Raw genomic sequence first — 17565 nt, 5'->3', positions numbered from 1 at the left:
CTCCTAGATAAGTACTTGCGCCAGCATGCGCAAGCCAGTGATGATAAGAACAACGGCGAAGATTTTCTTAAGTAAACCTGCGTCTAGTTTGTTGGCAATGGTCGCGCCGACTGGTGCAAATAAGACCGTTAGCGGAACAATGCACGCAAAACCTAGCAAGTTTACATAGCCATATGTTGCGAAGGGGGCGTCAGCAGGTGTGGTTCCTACGAATAACAACGTAAGGGCCGCGGGTAGCGAAATAATTAAGCCTACCGCCGCAGCAGTTCCAACCGCTTTGTGCGCTGGGTAATTACAAAAAGTAAGTGTAGGCACGGTTAGCGTACCACCGCCAATACCCACCATAGAGCTAAATAAACCAATACACGTTGCCATTACTGACTGACCTGCACGGCCCGGTAGCCCTTTAAATAGCGCATCTTTTTTGCCAATAAGCATATTGATGGCCGATAAGGTTGCGATAACGCCAAATAACAAAGTAAGGAACGTTGGGTTAACCACGGTTACCGCATAGCTTCCCGCGAGGACCCCAATTAAAATAAATACTGCCCATGCTTTTAGCAGCGCAAAGTCAACGTTGCCTTTACTGTGGTGAGCGCGAATAGAACTAACCGAGGTAGGAACGATAGTGGCAAGCGATGTGGCCGTAGCAATAACCATGGCACTTTCAGGCGACACGCCAAGCGCTTGAAATAAGAAAAACAGTACCGGCACAATAACAATGCCGCCACCTACGCCAAGCATACCTGCTAGTATGCCGGCAAATACGCCCGTTCCTGCGAGCGATAATATAACCGTTAGGTTATCCATTAAAAACTGCATGTGATTTCTTTCTCTCTAACAATTGTTGCTTTAGCGAATGTGTAAGCGTCGAGCTGTTGCAGATGCGCCCATGTAGGCGCACCCCAGTTAACGCGGTTTAGACAATACCCCGGTTTGAGGGACGTTAATTGACGCTGGTTAGCCTGTGCATGCTAATGAACGCGTCTTAACGTTATATTTAGCTGTAAGCACGAATCTAGCGATGACCGAAGTAAGCTTTGCCGTCACTTCGTGGGTCGCTCGCGCCGCTAACCGTGCCTTCTGTGTCGCGAATAATGGCACCCGCATGACCCATAAGTTCGTTGCAAGGGTCTACCGTCACCATATCGTGCCCTCTGGCCAGTAAGCTCTCGCCCACGTATTCAACTAGGTCACGCTCTGCTTTTAAGTTGTGGCTTTGATCGCCCCACGTTCTGCCAAGTAACCATCGACCAAGGGAAATGGCTTTACCAATAGGCTGTCCGTGGTAAATATGGCGGGCAAATAGCGCCGCTTGGGTTTGAGGTTGACCCTCACCGCCCATGGTGCCGTAACTCATACGACGTCCGTCGATAAGCTCGGCAAACGCTGGGTTTAACGTATGGAACGGCTTTAGGCCAGGTGCTAGATATTGATTACTGTTTGGATCTAGCGAGAATGAGGTGCCTCGGTTATTCCATACAATGCCGGTTTGTGGGCTAACTATGCCCGAACCGAACTCCCAATAAAGAGATTGAATGTAGCTCACCATACGACCTTCTGAGTCGCAGCATCCCATCCATATGGTGTCGCCATGTTTAGCTTCGTGTGGCCACGGCAATGCTTTATCCAGTGAAATGTTTTTCACCATTTCATCAAGCGCGTCGTCACTTAACAGGCTTTGTAAATTTACCGGTGTACGCGACGGGTCGGTTACATTCGCATTGCGGGCAATAAAAGCTTGTTTTGTACACTCAATAAGTAAATGCACCATGTCTGCATCGGTATTGCCTAAATGCTGAACTTTGTCATAAAGCGCCAAGATAATAAGCGAGGCTACACCTTGCGTTGGTGCAGGCAGGTTATAAAGCTTGCCTTTGCTGGTCGATACTGACAATGGCTCAACAATCGTTGCTTTATAATTATTGAAATCTTCAAGGCGAATAGGGGAGCCAGCCGCTTCTAAATCTTCAGCCAGTTTTGCAGCTAATTCACCATGATAAAAATCATCAAGCCCTTTATCTGCCAAATGCTTTAAGGTTTCTGACAGCTTTGTCAGCTTTAAAATTTTGCCTTTTTTAAGCGCCTTGCCTTTAATTAAAAACTGCGCGAAGTTCTCGTCAGCGCTCAGCTCGTCGAAGGTTTTGTTACTGGCATCAACTAAACTTTGGGTAACTTCAATACCCCAGTTAGCTTGGCTTATCGCCGTATCGAATAATGTGTTTAACGGTAAACCGTTTTGCCATTCGTGACTTATCTCTAGGGCAGCTTTCCAACCGGCAACGGCGCCGGCCATGGTCAATGCAGACTTTCCGCCTCTGCTAGGTATCGCATCGCTACCTTCGTAAAACGCAGGCGTTGCGCCTTTTGCTGCTACGCCAGATGCATCAATACCAATAGGCTTTTTGCCCGGTTCACTGATAAGCCAAAACCCGTCACCACCCATGCCGTTCATATGTGGGTATTCAACGGCTATAGAGGCAGCAGCGGCTACCATAGCTTCAATAGCGGTACCGCCTTTTTCTAGTATGTTTAAGCCCACTTGTGATGCTGCGAAGTGAGGGGCTGTAAACGCAATATTAGGTTTTTCACTCATAATTAATTCCTTCAAAAACTCAGCAACCACGCCATCGTGTTTAGCCCTTGTTGGCCTAGAGCTAGGTAAATAGACGCGCGTTCTAGTCTTACTTTCTCTTCTTACTTTCAACTTGAATGCGATAGTGCGCTCTGTGCTTTACTTTAGTGCGGCATAACCGTCACTTAAATGAAGTTAAACAGATACGTTGCGCGCTTTACACCTTTAGCGAGTGGTTAGCGTTTTAGCTAACGCGAGAAGTGCAAGATCGTTGCCTTTTTTGCCCACAAGCGATAAACCGCACGGGGCATTGTGTAGGGTAAACAACGGTAAATGAAGCTGGGGTAAACCCGCGAGCCCGGCTACTGCAGTAAGTGCGAGCAGAGCGTTTCTATCATTTGCCAGAGTCGTATCGTCGGCGTCACATCGAGGTGCAACACCAGGTGTTGTGGGAATAACCAAAACGTCTATTTCTTCAAATAGCTTAGTTAAATGGTTTATTACCACGGATTGTTGCGCTTTAGCTTGTTCTACATCTTGTGTTGTTATGGTTTTACACCAATCCAAGCGCAACATAATATCGTTAGCGATATCGGGTTGAGTATTTTCAATCCATTCGCCATGCTGCTGCCAAATTTCATTGCCCTGTAAAGTGCGAAATGTAGCGGCAGGTTGTAAGGTATTTAAATTAAGCTGTGTTTCTGACAGCTCAATACAATTATTGCTGTCTTCAAGGGCGTTAAGCCAAGTTTGGCAAAGCGATTTGTGAGCGGTTTGCTCAAATAAGTGTGTCGCTATACCCAAGCGAGGTTCGCTAGGTATGTCACTTTGCGTAGCACTATCAAGACAAACATTGGCTACCTTTGACAGCGTATCTAAATCTCTTGTCATCCATCCAACGGTATCGAACGATGGCGCAAGGGCTACCATGTTGTCGCAAGCGACGGCGCCATGGGTGGTGCGAAGCCCCCATAACCCTTGATAGCTAGACGGTACGCGTATAGAGCCACCTGTGTCAGTGCCAAGACCGATATCGGCAAGGTGTGCGCTAACGGCAACCGCAGAGCCCGACGAAGAACCGCCCGGTATATGAGCTGGCGCTACCGGGTTTACAAGCGCGTCATAATGCTTATTTTGCCCGTGTAAGCTATAAGCAAGTTCGTCAGTAATGGTTTTACCTTGAAACGCGGCGCCTGCTTTAAGCATGTTCGCCACACAGCTATTCGTACTTTTTGGTACAGGGTGCGTAGCCAACCAATCTGGGTTGCCCGCTGCTGTTGGTAAACCTTCAATATCGAATAAGTCTTTTACCGCAAGCCCTAAACCGCTAAGTGGTTTGGCTGGGTTACGCGCTTTTGTTGAATCTTCGGTTAACCCTTGGCTTGCCCCGTTATTTAAAGAAGACGTTTCGCCCTCACGGTTATTAATGCCATTAAAGGTTGCTTCTAAGTTTTCAATTGCCTGCGTGAACTTTGCATCACAGGGCTTTAGTACAAAAGGAGAGCTCACAGCGCGTTACTTATTAGTTATTGTTTCTTTATTAGTCTTTCCATCATGAAACAACTGTTTCACTTTAAAGTCAAGAGAAACGATCGTTGCTTTTCGCTTCAACAGAAATAAATTCCTGACAGGAAATAGAAGAAGGCGTAAGTAAAAACGTAAAGCAAGGCACGGTTATGGCCTATTTTGGCTGATCACGGCTGATTACCGCTAAGCACGTTTACAGAGTTATATGATTTTCTGAGTCTTACACTTCACCTATCTGTCTGCGTTTTTGCTGGGTAAACTGATGATAGGTTAATAGGAGTAGGTTAAAGGTATACGTACCCCCATTAGATCGTGGCTACGGTTATCGCTAAAAGCCTTGAGGGTTTTCTTTCAAAAAGGCAGCTTCTTCGGCTGTAGATTCACGGCCTAACACTGAGTTTCGGTGAGGGTAGCGCCCAAACCTTTCGATGGTCGCCTGATGGCGTTTCTCAAAAGTATATTCTCTCTCAAGCCCTTCCTGAGAGAAGAGTTCCATCGCTACATCGTGAATAGCTAACGACTCGCTATGCATAAAAGGCATGTACAGAAACGCCCGTTGTTGCGGGGTAAGCATTTTGTCAGCCTCAACGCTTACCGCTTCTTGAGCCAATATCAGCGCTATACTGTCAGCACTAAACGCATCTGGCTGATTGCGATAAATATTTCGGGAAAATTGATCAAGGAGAATAATTTCGGCAAGCCTGCCCGTGGCCGTAGCGCGCCAAGGCCAAAGTTCACCACGCACAGCCGCTGCGCGCAACGTAGAAAACCGTGAAGCAATGGTTTTATCTAGTGCCGCATCTTCTTCAAACCATTGTTCGGGTGACAGTTCACCAAACCAAAAGTCTAGTACACCGTTAGCCTCTTCCATGACTACTCGCGTTTTATCCATATTCACCTCAACTACACGCTTACTGCAGTAAAATTAAAGTCATTAAGACTTATACCTTCTTTTTATCGAAAAAGTTCCATTTTCGCTTGCGAAATCGTAATTGTGTGCTACGACCGCCTTTACAGTATTGCTTAAAAAGTGTGCTATGGGAAGAGTTAACGTTTCGGACTTTCTAGTTCATCCATTTGAATGTAGATATCTGTAATAGCATCAACACGGTCTGCGGCCTTGCTGCCTAAGGCATCATAGGTAAGGTTACATAGGGATGCGACTAAGCTCATCGGCGCGGCGTAGCTATCGAAAGGAGAATCGCTACCAATGTGGGTTACAAGAAGGTGATCGACATCATTGCGATAACCTTGGCCTGTAGGGTCGGTTATAAGCACAGTTTTGCAGTGTTTGATGCTGTTCAGAACAAACTTGAACTGGCGGGTCCTGCGGCGAAAGCCAAAAAGCACCACTAGGTCATTTTCTGTGAGATCAATAAGATCTTCGCTAAGGGTCTGCCCGGGTTGGGGGAGAACGCGAACCGACGTCCTAATTTGCTTAAGCTGCTGCCTAAAATGAAGAGCGATAGGGTAAGCGTTGCGAAATCCAATTAACGTAACCTGACCTGCTGAGGCAAGCAATGTCGCTATATCTCTTAATGCCTCAGACGATGTACCTTCGAACGTATTAGCTAAATTTTTACTATCACTTTCATGCTGTAAAACGCTGCTTGAGGGGTTTACTACAGGCACGCCTTGCTCTCGCAGTTGTACCAATGCGTCTTTGGCTTGTTGGTGCGACTCGAAGCCTAACTGGCGAAAAAAACGACTTACGGTAGCTTTCGAAGTTCCTGTTTTTTCTGCAATAAATGAGGTGGACTGGCTTAGTACGGCGATTGGATTTTGCTGAATATAATGCGCGATAGATTTGCCCGAAGGCGACAACGCGGCATAGTGTTTTTCAATCTGTTGTAAAACGTCGCTAGGGCTATTTTTTGTCATTGGTATCGCCTTATACATCTTGTGCAATTATTTCACGACTTTTGTTCGATATACAAACACAACGTGAAATCTACCAAGCAATTCCACTGAAAATTACCAGGAGTTACGAAGAACGGAGCGATAAGAACGGATAAATACATTATTGAATGCCGCTTTTCACACTTTATTTATCGAAACCAAATTTAAAAACTTTAAAGCCAATAATGGCTTATCTAAGCAAAGCGCTGTATTGGGCTAAAGTTGCAGCTAATTAGTTCTTCAAGCCATACATTTTGGCACTACACTTTCATACATACTAACGGTAAAAATTCACGAAAGTGTCATCAGTTGGTAATTATTTCGTTGGCTTAGCTGTTTTTTTCAGGTACACCAGATTAACTGGAAAGTTCTACAGCGAGTTCAGCGTGGTCTAAAGAAAGAGGTGAGTTGTGGCAAAGCTGTGGTCTGAATTGATCTTGCTATTTGTAGCAGTTCCTTTTGCCGTTCTTTACTGGATAAAGCATTTTGCAGATTATCTCATGCCTATATTAGGGGTAATGGGGCTGTGCTGTTTGGCTGTCTTGTTAGCAGATAAACAATTTAAACGCTTTAAATTGTGGCATTGGGAAGATTATCGAATACATTTTAAAAGTACGCTCAGGCTATTTTTGCCGTGGGCGAGCTTATTGGCGCTGGTTGTTTATTTTTTAAAACCAGAGCTGTTTTTACACTGGCCTATGAATCAGCCTTGGATGTGGGTAGCGACTTTGCTGATTTACCCCATAGTGTCAGTTATCCCGCAAGAGATAATTTTTCGTACCTATTTCTTTCACCGGTACAAGCGTATTTTGCCCTCCAAATACGCAAGATGGGCGCTAAGTACTTTTCTATTTGGGTTAGCTCATTTGGTATATGGTAACTGGATTGCTGTAATAGTCTCTTGGGTTGGCGGTGCTATTTTTGGCTACAGGTACATGCATACAAACTCAACGCCCGTTGTAGTTATTGAACATGCTATATGGGGAAGCTTCTTGTTCACCATAGGGTTGGGATCTTATTTAGTTATTGCTTCGTAACCATTTTTGTTAATAACAATCACACATGAACACCAAGGAGTAGGGTTATGTTCAGTGCTTTGCAAACTCTGGTTCAACAAGATAATGAGACAGGCGCGATAGGTAGTTTATCCAGCGCTCAGTCGTTGCTTTCGCAGCTGTGGGATAGTTTTATTTATCGTTTGCCGGGTATGGCGCTAGGCATAGTTATTATGGTGGCGTTCATCCTTTTAGCGCCACATGTTGCAAAGGTTTTAGTTAAGCCGCTAACCCGAACTACCACATCTCCGCTTCTACGCTCGGTAATTCAACGAAGCGTTAGTTTGCTTTTAATACTACTGGGTATTTATCTTTTTCTATTCCTAGCTGGGCTTACCGGGTTTGCCATTGCGGTAGTGAGCGGTACTGGTGTCGTTGGGCTTATTCTTGGTTTCGCGTTTCGCGATATTGCAGAGAACTTTATTTCAAGCCTTTTGCTTACCATTCAACGCCCTTTCCGAATAGGCGATATCGTACAAATTAATGACTTCACCGGCATTATTCAGAAAGTGACGGCACGTGCGACAACGCTGGTGGATTTTGACGGTAACCACATACAAATACCTAACGCGACTATTTACAAAGGCGTGATTAAAAACTTAACGGCTAACCCCCTTATGCGAGGCCATTTTGTTATTGGGGTAGGCTACGACGCTGACATTCAAAACGCACAGCGAATTGCTCGAGAAGTGACAGCAGAGCAAGCCAATGTTTTGAGCGACCCTGAACCTCAAATTCTTATTGATGAGTTGGGCGCTTCTACCTACAACGTAAAGGTTTATTTTTGGGTAGATGTAGAGAAAACCAGCGTGCTCAAAATGGCGTCTGTGCTAATGCGTAATATCACGCAAGCGTTCTTAGACGCGAATATTAGCATGCCGGATGATGCTCGAGAGCGTATATTTCCAGAGGGTATGCACCTTAGCATTGAACAAAATGAACAGTCAGCCTTGCAACGCCAAAAAGATAACGGCTCAGAGCTAAGCCAAGAACAAAGCACCCAAGACAGTGAAAGTGTGTCTCCGGGGTTTTCTGGGGGAAGAGAATCTTGCCGTGAAGGCAATGTTAATGATTCAACCATCGAAAGCGGTCGGACGAAAGACAGTGAAAGCGATGCTAACGTGAAGAGTCAGAGCAAGAGTCAAAATAAGAGCAAGGGCAAGAACCCGTTAGGTCACAGCGCCGCTGGCGATTATACCGTTGAGCCTAACGGTAGTACCGAGCAAAGTAACGAACACAAACAAAAAAATAGTCATACTGATGACCACTCAAGAAATGAGTACAAAGAAAATTTCAAACAGCGTACATCAGCTCAAGATGACGTATCATCAGAAGCGCACGAAATAAGAGAGCAGGCTCGCAAGTCTAGAGACCCAGAAGCTGGGGAAAACATTTTGTAGCAATGCAATTATGTTGGTTTAAGGGGGAAGTGTGTAGCTCTGCCCGTTAAACCGGTGGTACAGGTGAAAGGTTACACCTGCCAAGAAACCCTTGCCACAGGTTAACATGAGCTTTCATAGCGCGACTGTACTCATCAAAACCGTCTTGAGATTGCTGCCTGATATAGTTTTTGAATTCTTCATGCAACGAAGGCTGTTTAAGCCAGTCTTCCCACAAGGGAGCTAGCTTGTAATGGTATTGGTTTACCAAGCTTCCTACAGGCTGTATTTCTTCAATAAAAAACAAGTAAAACACGTTGCGCAGTATCTTGGCTTTATCACTAGCGCGGCCTTCCGGGCAGCTTACGGCATCCAGCTCAGTGGTTAGCATGTTAGTAAGTAAAGAAAGGTTTTGCGTTAACGTTTGCTGTGTATGCCACAGCGTAGCGGGTAAACGAGCTGAGCGTATAATTTGCAGCTGTTGTTCTAATTCGCTACTGTCGATAGGGCTTTCGTCGCTGTTTATTGAGTTCTCATTAATAACCTTGTCACTGGTGCTACCATTATCGCCTCCAGAAGCCTTGCCTACGCGGTTCTGGTTGGTGCTTAACGTTTTAGCGCTATGCTTTGATGCCGTTTCGCCAGAAGAAAATGACATTTTGTTCAAGCTGCTTAGGTAAAACAGTGCATTAACACTTGAAAGGGCGTCTTTATTATTTTCAACGGAAAACAGACGCTCAGGTGTATTTAGCGCCAATCGTAATTCTTGGCTCCCTTGAATAAGGTTCGCCCACGTTTTGCTGTAATCTTGTGACTTTTGTTCACGCCAAGAAGCAATAGTTTCGGCCAGTGCCTGATTGTGTTTAGCCACGTTTTTATTCGCACTTTCATTTGGACTCTGACCTGTGCTATCACTTGCACTGCCACCTACCGATAGCGCTGCTTCACAGCTTTTCAATACGCTAAGAAGTTTGCTTTCATAAGCTAGTCTTTGGGACGGCAACTGGCTTTTTCCCAACGATGTATTGCGCTCGGCAACCACAGTGCCTAACTCACAATCTTGCAGTGCATAAAACTCGCGCAAGTTAATGCTAACACCCTCTATAGTGTGTTTTAGCGTGGCTGAGTCGGCCAGTTTAGGAAGTGGGGTAGTGATCTTGTCGTTGAATGTATCGGGTAGGGGAGTGTCTAGTACTCTTGAAAGTCGTTCTGCGTAATCTTCAATGCTCTGCTTTACCGTATCGCCTCCAAAGCATCCGAACAAGGTTACTAAGCTAGCACCGACTATGTTTATACGGCAGAGTTTTATGAATTTACCGCCGCCGTATACATTTGTATCTTGGACGCCGCGTGCGCTGTTATTCTTATAGCCGCGGGCGTTGTTACTCTTGTCGCCGCAGGCGCTTTTTAATCGGAAAGGCAGGTTGCGTAAAGCCTTCATGCTGATGCACCAGTATGAAGGCCGCGACCACCGTCAACATAGATAATTTGCCCAGTAATGTAGGGTGCCGACACTAAAAACGACAGTGTATTAGCAATGTCTTCAGGTGCACCTAATTCGCCCAATGGGATGCTTGATAGCAGTTTGTCTTTTTCTGCATCATCCATTTCCCGCTCTGGCCATAAAATGGCACCGGGGGCGATACCATTAACACGTACATTAGGGGCTAAGTCTATAGCTAACGATTGGGTAAGCGAGGCAAGCCCCGATTTAGCAATTAAGTAAACGCTATGTTTTGGAAGCGGCCGGTCAATATGCATATCGACCATATTGATAATGCAGCCTTTATTAGCTTTTAAAGCGGGGGCTAGCGCTTGTGATAAAAACAGGGGGCCTTTTAGGTTGCTTCCTACTAGAGAATCCCAATCATCTTCTGAAATATCGCCTATGGGCGTAGGGTAAAAGCTTGAAGCATTGTTTACTAACACATCTAGCTGACCCCATACATCTAGCGCCTTTTGGCCTAGTGCATTTACTTCGTCCGAATTGCAAAGGTTGGCTTGTAGGCAGGTGGCAGAGTCCGCTCGCTGACTATTTAACTTTTCAGCCAGTGCAAAAGCATCGTCTTTAGAGTGCCCATAATGAATAATAATGCGATAGCCTTCATTATGTAGCTTACACGCCATGGCTGCGCCTATTCGTTTTGCTGCCCCAGTTATAAGCGCAACAGGAAGTGCCACAGGGCCTGAATTCGTCATAATAAAAGCTACTCTCTATTTTAAATCGTTTGGCGGTTATAAGGCTTGTGTACTGCGCTTTTTTTAATGCCTATAGATGTCTTCTAATATTTGTTCGGCTTGCGCAATATAATGTGCGCCGAATAATAACCCGTGATTTAAAATATGGTAAAGCTGGTAAATTGGTTTTCTTAACGCGTAATTTTTTTCAATTGGCGTGTGCTGGTGGTAGCCATCAAAGAAGGTATTGGGGAAACCACCAAACAGTTCAGCCATAGCAAGGTCAGTTTCCCCGTCGCCAACATACACGGCAGGGTCGAACAAAACAGGCCCTTTTTTATTAAAGCCCGCATTACCCGCCCATAAATCGCCGTGAAGCAGAGAAGGGTGGGGTTGATGCAAGCTTAATAAGTGCCTTACCTTTGTGACGATATTATCAATATCACCGTTTTGTTTTGTCCATAGACCATTGAATGCTAGGCGCTCTAACATACTGCCTATGCGTTTTTCTGCAAAAAAGTCGGCCCACGATGCCATGCGCCCGTTGGTTTGTACGCTGGCGCCAATATAGTTGTCGTGGGGCCACCCATAGCTGGTGTAGGCGTTGACGCTATGTAGCGCAGCAAGCTGCTGCCCTAGTGTAAAATAATCGCTTACGGCAGGCTCTAAGAATCGAATATGAGAAAGTACTAAATACTCCATATTGGGTGATTCGTTAGCCGTGATACCGTGACAAATAACCTGGGGTGTACAAATGGTTTGTGTGTTGGCAATAGCAGTAAGCCCTTCCGCTTCATGGGAAAGTTGCTGGGTGTCGTCGTAGCGCCTCGTTTTTACAAAATACCTGTGGGTCTCGTCTTTTATGATGTAGCTTTCGTGAGTGTCGCCACCGCTTACGCGCTCAGCCTTCTGGCAGCTAAAAAATTGCTGGGTTTCATCTGAAATATGTTCGCTAATAAAATGCCACATATTACATACTCTGCTTGGTTTAATGCTTAAGCCCAAAAAGGCGGAAAGGGTAATGTGCAACTATTGGTCTAATGCAAATTAAAGCTTATGCAAGGGGCTTGCTTATTCACCGTTATCGCCTTCAACTAAAGTATGGGTTAAAAATGGTGAAATGCATAAATTACGACATCAAATCTCACTAAAAACCTATTAGATATAAACAAAGACTCACTAATTAGTGAATAAAGGCTTTTCAATATTGAAGTTGACCATACACTAGTTATAATCCACCACTTACTTTAATGCTGCTTGTTTAACAAAAGCTAAGTAAACAAGTGCAGCGCGGGTATCTTATTGTTACGCCAACGCGATTAATGTAAAGCAAGTTTCGAGTGCTAAAAAGCACGATTAATTTATTAAATAAATGCATGTGGCGCAGAGTAGGCGTCACCACTGTAAAGGAATTAAAATGCCTGTAATTACCCTTCCTGATGGAAGCCAACGCGCTTTCGATAACGCTGTTTCTGTATTAGACGTTGCAAACGACATTGGCCCTGGTTTAGCCAAAGCAACCATTGCAGGGAAAGTAAACGGTGAATTAGTTGACGCCGTTGATATGATTGACGCGGACGCACAACTTCAAATTATTACTGCAAAAGACGATGAAGGGTTAGAAATTCTTCGTCACAGTTGCGCGCACTTGTTAGGTCACGCGATTAAACAGCTTTGGCCTAACACCAAAATGGCTATCGGCCCAGTTATCGACAACGGTTTTTATTACGATGTTGATATGGAAGAAAGCCTAACCCAGGAAGACTTAGCCAAACTAGAAAAGCGTATGCTTGAACTGGCTAAAACCAATTACAACGTGGTTAAAAACAAAGTGAGCTGGCAAGAAGCACGCGATGCATTTGAAGCACGCGGCGAAAGCTACAAAATGGAAATTCTTGATGAAAACATCAGCAAGGACGACCGCCCAGCACTTTATCACCACGAAGAATACACAGACATGTGTCGTGGACCTCACGTACCAAACATGAAGTTCTGTCACCACTTCAAACTAATGAAAGTGGCAGGCGCTTACTGGCGTGGCGACAGCGACAACAAAATGCTTCAGCGTATTTACGGTACTGCATGGGCTGACAAGAAGCAGCTTAAGTCTTACCTACAGCGCCTAGAAGAAGCTGAAAAGCGTGACCACCGTAAAATTGGTAAAGCACTAAACCTTTTCCATTGGCAAGAAGAAGCACCAGGTATGGTGTTCTGGCACAACGATGGTTGGTCAATTTATACCGAACTAGAAAGCTTTGTGCGTAAGAAGCTTCGCGAATACGGCTACGACGAAGTAAAAGGCCCATTAATGATGGACCGTACGCTTTGGGAAAAATCGGGTCACTGGGACAAGTACGCTGAAAACATGTTCACCACAGAATCTGAAAAGCGTGAATATGCCGTTAAGCCAATGAACTGCCCAGGCCACGTACAAATTTTCAACCAAGGTTTGAAATCGTACCGAGATCTGCCTCTTCGTATGGCTGAGTTCGGCTGCTGTCACCGTAATGAACCATCGGGCGCACTACACGGCCTAATGCGTGTTCGTGGCTTTACCCAAGACGATGCTCACATTTTCTGTACTGAAGAACAGATCCTAGAAGAGGTGAGTGGCTGTATTAAGATGGTGTACGAGACATACGCTGCGTTTGGTTTCGAAAATATCAAAGTTAAGCTGTCTACTCGCCCAGAAAAGCGCGTAGGTGCTGACGAGATTTGGGACAAATCAGAAGCTGCGCTTGCAGATGCACTTAAAGCCAATGATATCGAATTCGATTATCAGCCTGGCGAAGGTGCGTTCTACGGGCCGAAAATTGAGTTTACGCTGCACGATTGCTTAGACCGTGCATGGCAGTGCGGAACCGTACAGCTAGACTTCTCAATGCCAGGTCGTTTAGGCTCTACCTATGTAGCTGAAGATGGCGAGCGCAAAGTACCGGTAATGATTCACCGCGCTATTTTGGGTTCACTAGAACGCTTCATTGGTATTTTGACCGAAGAATTTGCAGGTTTCTTCCCACTTTGGTTAGCGCCGCAGCAGGTTGTAGTAATGAACATTACTGACAAACAAGCTGATTACGCATCAAATTGTGTAAAAAAACTGCAAGATTTAGGGTTTAGAGCAAAGTCTGACTTGCGAAATGAGAAGATCGGCTTTAAAATCCGCGAGCACACACTTAAGCGTATTCCATATATGCTAGTTGTGGGCGATAAAGAAATGGAAGCGGGCGAAGTAGCAGTGCGCTCTCGTCGCGGTGACGACCTAGGCAAAATGCGCCTGGAAGACTTTATTGCCATGGCTCAACAAGAAGTTGTAGAAAAGACAATTAAATAGTTGAGCAATTTGTGTATAATGCACAAGTAAGGTGTCTGCTTTTGGTTTTACTTTAGGTCAATCGACCAACCCAGAAGCAGACAAAAGAATTAAATGTTTGGAGGAATAGCACATTAAAGGCGCTAACAACAAGGCTCAGGGCGACAAAGCCCGCATTAACGATGAGATTAAAGCCAGAGAAGTAAGATTAATTGGCAAAGACGGTGAACAGGTTGGTGTGGTTTCGCTAGCAGATGCTACGCGTGCCGCTGAAGAAGCGAGCCTAGATCTAGTAGAAATCAGTCCGAATGCCGAGCCGCCAGTCTGTAAAGTTATGGACTATGGCAAATTCCTCTTCGAAAAAAGTAAAGCTCAAAAAGAGCAGAAGAAAAAACAGAAGCAAATTCAGGTCAAGGAGATTAAATTTCGCCCTGGCACTGATGAAGGCGATTACCAGGTAAAACTGCGCAACCTGCGTCGCTTTCTTGAAGGTGGTGACAAAGCCAAAGTTACGATCCGCTTCCGCGGACGTGAAATGGCGCACCAAGACATCGGTATCGATCTACTAAATCGCGTTAAAGGTGATTTAGAAGATATCGCTACTTGCGAGTCTTTCCCACGTCGTGTGGAAGGCCGTCAGATGATCATGGTGCTAGCCCCAAATAAGAAGTAGTAACGGTCTAAAGTTTTAAGGAATCTGCACCCTTAAACACCTTGCTGCTAAACATTAGCCGGTATGAAGTGACTGCAACACGAAAAATACCGATATTAAACAATGCGGAGTTTTAGCAATGCCTAAAATGAAAACTGTAAGCGGTGCCGCCAAACGTTTCAAGAAAACGGGTTCTGGCCGCTTTAAAAGCAAACAGTCTCACTTACGTCACATTCTGACTAAGAAGAGCTCTAAGCGTAAACGTCACCTTCGTGGCAAAAAACTGGTTCATGATTCTGATACCAAATTGGTTCAGCGCATGTTGCCTTACGTATAAGACTTAGGAGACTGATTAATGGCTAGAGTAAAACGCGGCACTATCGCACGTGCTCGTCACAAAAAAGTCCTCAAGCAGGCAAAAGGTTATTACGGCGCACGTTCACGTGTATATCGCGTAGCGGTACAAGCTGTAACTAAAGCTGGTCAATATGCTTACCGTGACCGTCGTCAGCGCAAGCGTCAATTCCGTCAACTATGGATTGCACGTATCAATGCTGCTGCTCGTCAAAATGGTATGTCGTACAGCCGTTTCATTAACGGTTTGAAGAAAGCGTCTGTTGAAATCGATCGTAAGATCCTTGCCGACATCGCAGTACATGACAAAGCAGCTTTCAGCGCACTAGTCGAAGCGGCTAAAGGCGCATTAGCTTAATTATTAACTAATTAAGTTTAAGTTCTTTCGGAAAAAGGCGAGCAGGATGCTCGCCTTTTTTCGTTTTTGGGGTTTAGATAACTCACTCTCTTTAAAGCAAATTTATCTTGTCGCCAATTTTGTATTCCTTAAAACGGCGAATATAAATCACTTACTGAAAACGTTGCTGCAAATACTTAATAATTTCTGAAGACTCGTACAACCAAATATCTTTTTCAGGGGTTTGTATACGTAAGCAAGGAGCTTGTACTTTCCCGCCGCCTTCTGCCAATTCATCACGATACGGAGACCCATACGATACGCTGCGTTTACGAATAGGCAAATTCATTTTGTATATAGCGCGGCGTGTTTTAATACAAAAAGGGCAAGCAAAAAATTGATAAAGTGTTAATTCTTGTACGGCTTTTTCAACCTGCTGTTGTTCTTGTGGCAATCGTTTAAGTTTTCTGCCACGAGTTATCAAATCAACTAAGGCGATAACACCGCCAAGTGCGTTACGAATTAGGGAAATAAATAAGCGCAATTTTGTGTCTTTTTAGGTCAATAAATAGAGCAGCGCAGTATAGCAAAATTTCTAAATTGGGTCTTGTTTGAAGGAGTTGCGATTAAGCGCCAGATGAAAGACCATAGCAATAAAGTAAGTTGCAAGAACCCATACCGATAAGCAAATGATTAACTTAGACGATAGCGCGTCTTCTAAAAATCGAAGCCAGGCCCGTTAAGAGATCTTCTTATCTCGGGTGGGCAACCCGTTAATGTAGTTTCAATTGTTGTAGGTAATAGAGCCTTTTTATCCTTAAGCACAAAAAAGCAGAGCCAAAGCTCTGCTTATATTTATCACGTTAGCGTAAAGCGCGCTCTCTTATTTTTTCTCTACGCGCCCATAACGGTCTGAAAACCTAACAATATCGTCTTCGCCAAGGTATGCACCCGACTGTACTTCTATAAGCTCTAGAGGGATTTTTCCGGGGTTTTCTAAAGCATGTATTGCACCTATTGGGATATACACTGATTCGTTCTCGGTAACCAACTGAGTGTTGTCATCAATAGTCACATTGGCACTGCCTGAAACCACTATCCAGTGCTCGGCACGATGGTGGTGCATTTGAACAGATAGTTTCTCACCAGGCTTTACCGTAATACGTTTAACTTGGAAGCGTGCGCCGCTGTCAATTGAATCGTAGCTACCCCAAGGACGGAAAACTTCACGGTGGAATTCAAATTCAGGGCGTTTTTCAGACTTTAATTTATTTACAACGTTCTTAATGCTTTGGGCGTCATTCTTGTGAGCGACCATAACGGCGTCTTTAGTTTCAACGACTATCACGTCTTCTAAACCAATTACCGAAACTAAACGCTGCTCTGCGTTGACATAACTATTCTTAGTATTTTCTAAAATAGTATCGCCTACACATACGTTTCCGTTGTCATCTTTATCCGCTGTTTCCCAAAGTGACGTCCAACTTCCTACATCACTCCATCCAGCATCTAAAGGAACCATTGCTGCGCTGTCTGTTTTTTCCATGACTGCATAGTCAATGGAATCGTCAGGGCAGGTAGCAAAAATTTCAGAATCAACACGAATAAAGTCTAAATCAGGTGCTTCAGTTTCAATGGCACGACGACAAATCTCTAGCATCTCGGGGTGATACTTACCTAACTCTTCAATATAACGGCTAGCCTTAAACATGAACATGCCGCTATTCCAGAAAAAATCACCGGACTCAACATACTGTTTTGCAGTTTCAAGTTCTGGCTTCTCAACGAAGTCAGCAACCTCAAACCCAACATTAAGTACATTTCCAGCCTTTATGTAACCATAGCCCGTATGCGGTTGGTCTGGAACTATACCAAAAGTTACAAGTTTCCCTTCGTTCGCTAAAGCTTCTGCTTTAGTAATGGCGTTGTGAAATGCGCTCTGGTCTTTAATTAGATGATCTGCAGCAAGCACTAGTAGTATTGGGTCTTCGCCATTTTTAGTTGCGTGCAGCGCAGCAAGCGCTATAGCTGGTGCAGTGTTGCGACCAACAGGCTCTAGCAGAATACCACCATGTTTTATATTCTTTTTACGAAGCTGCTCTGCAACTAAAAAGCGATGCGCATCATTACATATGAATACGGGCTCTTCGGCATCAGTGCCGCTTAAGCGAGTGATGGTATCTTGCAGCATTGTGCTGTTTGAAGTTAGCGCTAAAAATTGTTTAGGTAGAGCTGCTCGTGATTTCGGCCAAAGGCGGCTACCCGTGCCGCCAGCTAATACTACAGGTTTCATTAC

The 17565-nt window shown here is 44.7% G+C and carries 16 protein-coding genes; 6 read left to right on the top strand and 10 right to left on the bottom strand.

The features are described from left to right. Positions 1-3 precede the first annotated feature (3 nt). The 5 genes from ACYX4N_RS13600 to ACYX4N_RS13580 form a co-directional block, all read right to left on the bottom strand. Entirely contained in the window at positions 4-822 is an 819-nt protein-coding gene (locus ACYX4N_RS13600) for a sulfite exporter TauE/SafE family protein (protein WP_179983038.1), read from the bottom strand. Positions 823-1018: 196 nt separating this feature from the next. After that, positions 1019-2596, bottom strand: a complete 1578-nt coding sequence (locus tag ACYX4N_RS13595) for a gamma-glutamyltransferase family protein (protein ID WP_476054399.1) — start codon at positions 2594-2596, stop codon at positions 1019-1021. A gap of 204 nt (positions 2597-2800) precedes the next feature. Beyond that, positions 2801-4084: an amidase gene (locus ACYX4N_RS13590; RefSeq protein ID WP_476054398.1), complete on the bottom strand. Its 1284-nt coding sequence runs from the start codon at positions 4082-4084 to the stop codon at positions 2801-2803. A gap of 346 nt (positions 4085-4430) precedes the next feature. Beyond that, positions 4431-4994, bottom strand: coding sequence for a DUF924 family protein (locus tag ACYX4N_RS13585; RefSeq protein WP_476054397.1), 564 nt, complete (start codon positions 4992-4994; stop codon positions 4431-4433). A 155-nt stretch (positions 4995-5149) separates the two neighbouring features. Next, positions 5150-5983, bottom strand: coding sequence for a MurR/RpiR family transcriptional regulator (locus ACYX4N_RS13580; protein WP_476054396.1), 834 nt, complete (start codon positions 5981-5983; stop codon positions 5150-5152). A gap of 428 nt (positions 5984-6411) precedes the next feature. On the opposite strand from ACYX4N_RS13580, the gene ACYX4N_RS13575 reads away from it, so the two are divergent. Continuing rightward, complete coding sequence (locus ACYX4N_RS13575) at positions 6412-7038, top strand: CPBP family intramembrane glutamic endopeptidase (protein WP_474807465.1); 627 nt, start codon at positions 6412-6414, stop codon at positions 7036-7038. 47 nt (positions 7039-7085) lie between these two features. Next, positions 7086-8456, top strand: a complete 1371-nt coding sequence (locus ACYX4N_RS13570; protein WP_476054395.1) for a mechanosensitive ion channel family protein — start codon at positions 7086-7088, stop codon at positions 8454-8456. Between the two features lie 46 nt (positions 8457-8502). Here ACYX4N_RS13570 and ACYX4N_RS13565 read toward each other — a convergent pair whose 3' ends face one another. The 3 genes from ACYX4N_RS13565 to ACYX4N_RS13555 form a co-directional block, all read right to left on the bottom strand. Further along, positions 8503-9876: a DUF3080 family protein gene (locus ACYX4N_RS13565; RefSeq protein ID WP_476054394.1), complete on the bottom strand. Its 1374-nt coding sequence runs from the start codon at positions 9874-9876 to the stop codon at positions 8503-8505. Beyond that, positions 9873-10634, bottom strand: coding sequence for a pteridine reductase (locus ACYX4N_RS13560; RefSeq protein WP_476054393.1), 762 nt, complete (start codon positions 10632-10634; stop codon positions 9873-9875). Before ACYX4N_RS13560 ends, ACYX4N_RS13565 begins: the two co-directional genes overlap by 4 nt. 63 nt (positions 10635-10697) lie before the next feature. Then, positions 10698-11582, bottom strand: a complete 885-nt coding sequence (locus tag ACYX4N_RS13555) for a fructosamine kinase family protein (protein WP_476054392.1) — start codon at positions 11580-11582, stop codon at positions 10698-10700. Positions 11583-12030: 448 nt separating this feature from the next. On the opposite strand from ACYX4N_RS13555, the gene thrS reads away from it, so the two are divergent. The 4 genes from thrS (at position 12031) to rplT (ending at position 15290) form a co-directional block, all read left to right on the top strand. Then, a complete protein-coding gene (thrS, locus tag ACYX4N_RS13550; protein WP_476054391.1) occupies positions 12031-13947 on the top strand; it encodes a threonine--tRNA ligase in 1917 nt (638 codons plus the stop codon). A 112-nt stretch (positions 13948-14059) separates the two neighbouring features. Then, the gene (infC, locus tag ACYX4N_RS13545; protein ID WP_179985174.1) at positions 14060-14599 is read left to right on the top strand and encodes a translation initiation factor IF-3; all 540 of its coding nucleotides are present in this window, start codon (positions 14060-14062) and stop codon (positions 14597-14599) included. Between the two features lie 118 nt (positions 14600-14717). After that, positions 14718-14915: a 50S ribosomal protein L35 gene (gene rpmI / locus ACYX4N_RS13540; protein WP_012518091.1), complete on the top strand. Its 198-nt coding sequence runs from the start codon at positions 14718-14720 to the stop codon at positions 14913-14915. Between the two features lie 18 nt (positions 14916-14933). Next, the gene (rplT, locus tag ACYX4N_RS13535; RefSeq protein ID WP_012518092.1) at positions 14934-15290 is read left to right on the top strand and encodes a 50S ribosomal protein L20; all 357 of its coding nucleotides are present in this window, start codon (positions 14934-14936) and stop codon (positions 15288-15290) included. A 151-nt stretch (positions 15291-15441) separates the two neighbouring features. Here rplT and ACYX4N_RS13530 read toward each other — a convergent pair whose 3' ends face one another. Together ACYX4N_RS13530 and ACYX4N_RS13525 are read right to left on the bottom strand one after the other, a co-directional pair. Further along, entirely contained in the window at positions 15442-15813 is a 372-nt protein-coding gene (locus ACYX4N_RS13530; protein ID WP_476054390.1) for a glutathione S-transferase N-terminal domain-containing protein, read from the bottom strand. 339 nt (positions 15814-16152) lie between these two features. Further along, on the bottom strand, positions 16153-17562 hold the full coding sequence (locus tag ACYX4N_RS13525) for a mannose-1-phosphate guanylyltransferase/mannose-6-phosphate isomerase (RefSeq protein ID WP_476054389.1): 1410 nt from the start codon (positions 17560-17562) through the stop codon (positions 16153-16155). Positions 17563-17565: the final 3 nt, after the last annotated feature.

This window comes from Alteromonas sp. ABH4_452, assembly GCF_056311825.1.
Note: the sequence above shows the minus strand (reverse complement) of the source record. Positions and strands in the feature narration are given on the sequence as shown.